Source organism: Pseudomonas sp. (assembly GCF_049645325.1).
GTDB lineage: Bacteria > Pseudomonadota > Gammaproteobacteria > Pseudomonadales > Pseudomonadaceae > Aquipseudomonas.
In genome coordinates this window covers 1-5142 of record NZ_JBARTQ010000082.1, presented here as the reverse complement: position 1 = coordinate 5142, position 5142 = coordinate 1, and the positions used below count along the sequence as shown (strand labels likewise).

At 61.0% G+C, this 5142-nt stretch carries 4 protein-coding genes; all 4 read left to right on the top strand.

All coding sequences use genetic code 11. The annotated features are described in order from the left end of the window. The first annotated feature begins 272 nt into the window (after positions 1 to 272). Entirely contained in the window at positions 273 to 1223 is a 951-nt protein-coding gene (locus tag WBB95_RS03465) for a 2-hydroxyacid dehydrogenase (RefSeq protein WP_424486305.1), read from the top strand. A gap of 90 nt (positions 1224 to 1313) precedes the next feature. Beyond that, a complete protein-coding gene (locus WBB95_RS03460; protein WP_424486304.1) occupies positions 1314 to 3170 on the top strand; it encodes a pilus assembly protein TadG-related protein in 1857 nt (618 codons plus the stop codon). 130 nt (positions 3171 to 3300) lie between these two features. Then, on the top strand, positions 3301 to 4368 hold the full coding sequence (locus WBB95_RS03455) for a phosphotransferase family protein (RefSeq protein ID WP_424486303.1): 1068 nt from the start codon (positions 3301 to 3303) through the stop codon (positions 4366 to 4368). Between the two features lie 9 nt (positions 4369 to 4377). Continuing rightward, positions 4378 to 5142, top strand: a 765-nt coding sequence (locus tag WBB95_RS03450; protein ID WP_424486302.1) for an SDR family oxidoreductase, incomplete at its 3' end; no start/stop codon positions are given.

Here is a 5142-nt window from a genome sequence, read left to right as displayed (position 1 = left end):
TGTCGGGGGCGTTTGTGAAGCGAGTGAAAGCCGCGGACATCTGGAGCTGAAGCGATCGGGCCGTTACCCAAATCGCTTCGGGCAGCGCAGCAACGCGCATCCGTGTCGTCTCTGCAGGAGGGAAAGCCGACAACAACCAGCGCAGCAAAACTGCGCTGGCTGTCAATTCAGAATGGCCTTACGCAAGAAGAAAATATTCCATCTGAACAAAACGTTCCGTCTTACAAATCCCGCATACTCATCCTCTCAAACCCTTCAGGAAGAGCCTTCCGATGTCCACCACTGTTCTGGTCCTGGTTGAAACCATCAACGACTACCTGCAAATCATCGAGAGCAATGACTTTCACGTGATTCTGGCGCCGACGCCCGCCGAACGCGCCCAGGCGATCAAGGCCCATGGTGGGCAGATCAAGGCGGTGCTGACCCGTGGGCCGCTGGGGCTGTATGCGGAGGAGATCGCTGCACTGCCGTTGCTGGAGATCATCTGCGTGATCGGCGCCGGCTACGAACATGTGGACCTGCAGGCGGCGAGCAACCGCGGGATTGTCGTGACCAACGGCGCCGGGGTGAATGCACCGTCGGTGGCCGACCACGCCATGGCGCTGCTGCTGTCGCTGGTGCGCGGCATTCCCCAGACAGACGCAGCGGTGCGACGCAACGAGTGGCCAAAGCTGATGCGCCCTTCACTGGGCGGCAAGCAGTTGGGCATTCTCGGGCTGGGTGCGGTAGGGATGGAAATCGCCAAGCGCGCCGCCTTGGGTTTCGGCATGGAGGTCAGCTACCACAACCGCCAACCCCGCGATGACGTGGACTACACCTATTGCGCAACGGCCGTGGAGCTGGCGCGCACCTCGGACTTCCTGATCCTGGCCACGCCCGGCGGCGCGAGCACCCGCCACCTGATTGATCGCCACGCCCTCGACGCGCTGGGCCCCCACGGTTTCCTGGTGAACATCGGGCGCGGCAGCGTGGTGGTGACGGCCGACTTGGTGGCCGCCCTTGAGCAGCGGCGTATTGGCGGCGCGGCGCTGGATGTGTTCGACGACGAGCCCAAAGTGCCCGACGCCCTCAAGCGCCTGAGCAACACTGTGCTCACCTCCCATGTGGCCGGCCTGTCACCGGAAGCGGCCCACGACACCGTGCAGCGTGTGGCCGACAACCTGGTGGAATACTTCGCCGGTCGCCCCGTGCTGACGCCGGTTGCATTGCCGTCACGCAACTAGTAGCGAATAGCCAGCGCCGGCGCAAAACCTGACTACACTGCTTGCGGGGATGCTCAGGACGTCGGTGCATGACCGGCGAAGGACCGCACAATGTTTGGCCATGGACTCGGCCCGGCCCGCCAACGCGGGGCCATCGGCCTGATGGGCGCGGCGACCCTTGGGGTCGCACTGTTGTTTCTATTGCTGGTGGTCGACAGCGGCCGCTTGTACCTGGAAAAGCGCAAATTGCAGCGCGTGGCCGACACCGCGGCGCTGGAGGCCGTGAGCCGCCGGGGCCGGTGTGCAGCGCCGACTAACAATGCCGCGCAATTTGTGTTTGAAAGCGCCGCGCGCAATAACTTCGCGGTCAATGAAAGTCGCACCCTGGTCACGGCCTGCGGCACGCTGGTCACCGGCGCGGACTTTATGCGCACATTCACCGTCGATCCCGCCAAAGGCGAAGCCATCCGGGTGATTGCCACCCATCGCGTCCCCACCAGCATTGCCCACGGCCTGTTCACCGTGTTCTCGGCGCGGGCTATCAACCTGACCACACTGCTAAGCGCCACCGCCGTGGCGGCCGCCCCGGGTCCGCCAGTCGCCTCACTCACCGTTCGCAGCACCTTGCTGACCGTCGACAGCACCAAGTCCGTGGCCCTCAACGCGTTGATCGGCGGCTTGCTGGGCGGCACGTTGCAACTTGACGCGGTGGGCTGGAACGGCTTGATCAACACTAACATCAGCTTGCTCAGTTACCTGGACGCGCTGGCTATCCGCCTGGACGTCAGCGCCGGCAATTACGACCAGTTGCTCAAGACCGACGCCACCGTCGGCCAGTTGATCCAGGCCGCCATCGATGTACTCAAGCTGGGCGGTGACGCAGTCAAGGTGGTAATCAATAACCTCGAAACCATCAAGCTGATCGCGCCGGGCACGCAGATCCTGCACCTGGGCGATTTGATCACTATTCAGAATGGCACCGACAAAAGCGCGCTGAATGTCGACCTGCAACTGTTCAACCTGATTCAGGGGTTTGTGCAATTGTCGAATAAAGCCAGCGCGGTGGCGGTCGAGTTGCCGGTGGACGTGCTGGGGCTGCTGAATATCACGGTCAAGACCCGGGTTATCGAGCCGGCGCAGATTTCCGCGATTGGTAACCCGCAGTTCATCGCCACCCAACCGATTTCTGTGCGCACGGCACAAGTCAGGACCTGGATTTCGGTGAAGTTACCCGTCATCGACGGGCTGACCAAGGTAATCGGTCTGGTCACTGATCTGGTGGGGCTCTTACTGGGCAGCTCCCTGAACGTCGTTCCGGGTACGCAGATTGATATAGCCCTGGAAGCCGCCAGTGGCAGCAGCTATGTCACCGGGCATCGCTGTAATGGGGCGTCAGACAAGTCGCTCACCGTATCGGGCACCACCTCGGCGGTGAGATTGATGGTGGGCCGGATCGATCCGAAAAACCTGTTTTCCTCCACCGCAACCCTGAAAGTCGACGATTTCCCCTTGCTCGACCTCGGCGTAAAAAAATGCAGCCAGGGCGTGTGCGAAGCCAGGCAACCCTATGCCGTCGGCGGCATCAGCCTGAGGGTCGACAGCAGCGTCGCCAAAACCACCCGCGCTCATGTCTATGTGTCGCCCCCAGAGGTTAAACAACCGCCCAGTTATTTCAGCTTCAGCGCCAACAATGTCATCGGCAGCTTGAGTGACACGCTCAAGGGCATCCAGTTGATCAGCCACACGCCAACATTAGGCGGCCTGCTCGGGCTGGTGCTGGGTTTGGTAGTCGACCTGCTCACCGGTGTACTCAATGCACTCAGTACGGTGATCTCTGGCCTGCTCAGCCCATTGCTCGACCCGCTGGTCAACAACCTGCTCGCCGGCCTCGGCGTTGACCTGGCAAAAGTTGAAATCGGTGCCAACCTGTCCTGCAACCCCGGTGGCCGCGCCGCACTGGTGATTTGAGCACATCAGGCCCGCTGATCATCATCCAACACGCTAACCTATTAAGCCGCCCCGACCTTGTCGCTGGACCGCGGTGCGCATTAGATTAGCCAATAGTCCAAGGCCTTTAGAATAAGCAGAAGGGATAAGCATGGCGCTTAACGACCAATCCACCCAGATTCGCCCAGGCGAAGAGCTGGATGCCAACCTGATCGACCCTTATCTCAAGGCCCATATTCCGGGCCTGAGCGGCACGCCCCGGATCAGCCAGTTTCCTGGCGGCGCGTCGAACCTGACCTACTTGCTGGAATACCCGGGCCAGGAATTCGTGCTGCGTCGCCCGCCGTTTGGCCACAAGGCCAAGTCCGCGCACGACATGGGCCGCGAATACCGCATTCTCAACCAGCTTAAAGACGGCTTTCCTTATTGCCCCAAAGCCTACGTGCACTGCACCGATGAGTCGGTGATCGGCGCCGAGTTCTATGTGATGGAGCGGGTCAACGGCATCATCCTGCGTTCCGACCTGCCCGCAGAGCTGGGCCTGGACGCGACCAAGACCCAAGCCTTGTGCAAAAGCTTTATCGACAAGTTCGTCGAACTGCACCAGGTCGACTACAGCGCTTGCGGCCTGGCTGACCTGGGCAAGCCCGAAGGGTATGTCGAACGCCAGATTCGTGGTTGGAGCGACCGTTATCAAAAGGCCCTGACGCCTGACGCCCCGAGTTGGGAAACCGTACGCGCCTGGCTCAACGAGAAAATGCCGGCCGACCACCCAACGTCCAGCATCGTGCACAACGATTACCGCTTCGATAACGTGATCCTCGACCCGCACAACCCGATGCAGATCATTGGCGTGCTGGACTGGGAGCTGACCACCCTCGGCGACCCGCTGATGGACCTGGGCAACACCCTCGCCTACTGGATCGAAGCGGCTGACCCTGCGCCGGTACAACTGATGCGGCGCCAGCCGAGCAACGCGCCGGGCATGCTCACCCGCCGCGAATTCGTCGACTACTACGCCGAGCGCTCCGGCATCCAGATCGACAATTTCGACTTCTACTACACCTACGGCCTGTTCCGCCTGGCCGGCATCGTGCAGCAGATCTACTACCGCTTTTTCCACGGCCAGACCCAGGACAAACGCTTTGCGCAGTTCATCCACATGAACACGCTGCTGGAGCAGATGAGCCTGAATGTCATCGGTAAATCCGCCCTCTAAGGAACCTTTATGTCCAAGACCAACCTGTTCGACCTCGACGGCAAGATCGCGTTTGTTTCCGGTGCCAGCCGTGGTATCGGCGAAGCCATCGCCAAGTTGCTGGCCCAGCAAGGCGCCCATGTGATTGTCTCCAGCCGCAAGCTCGAAGGCTGCCAGCACGTGGCGGATGCGATTATCGCTGCAGGTGGCAAAGCCACCGCCGTCGCCTGCCATATTGGCGAAATGGAGCAGATCACCGAAGTGTTCGCCGGCATTCGTGAACAGTTCGGGCGCCTCGATATTCTGGTCAACAATGCCGCGACCAACCCGCAGTTCTGCAACGTGCTGGACACGGATCTCGGCGCATTCCAGAAGACCGTTGATGTGAACATTCGCGGTTACTTCTTCATGTCGGTGGAAGCCGGCAAGCTGATGCGCGACAACGGTGGCGGCAGCATCATCAACGTGGCCTCGATCAATGGTATTTCCCCGGGCGTGTTCCAGGGCATCTACTCGGTGACCAAAGCCGCCGTGATCAACATGACCAAGGTCTTCGCCAAGGAATGCGCCGCGTTCGGCATCCGTTGCAACGCCCTGCTGCCGGGCCTGACTGACACCAAATTCGCCTCGGCGCTGGTGAAAAACGACGCGATCCTGAAAATGGCCCTGGCGCAGATTCCACTCAAGCGCGTGGCCGACCCAAGCGAAATGGCCGGCGCGGTGCTGTTCCTGGCCAGCGATGCATCCAGCTACACCACCGGTGTGTCGCTGAATGTGGACGGCGGTTACCTGTCC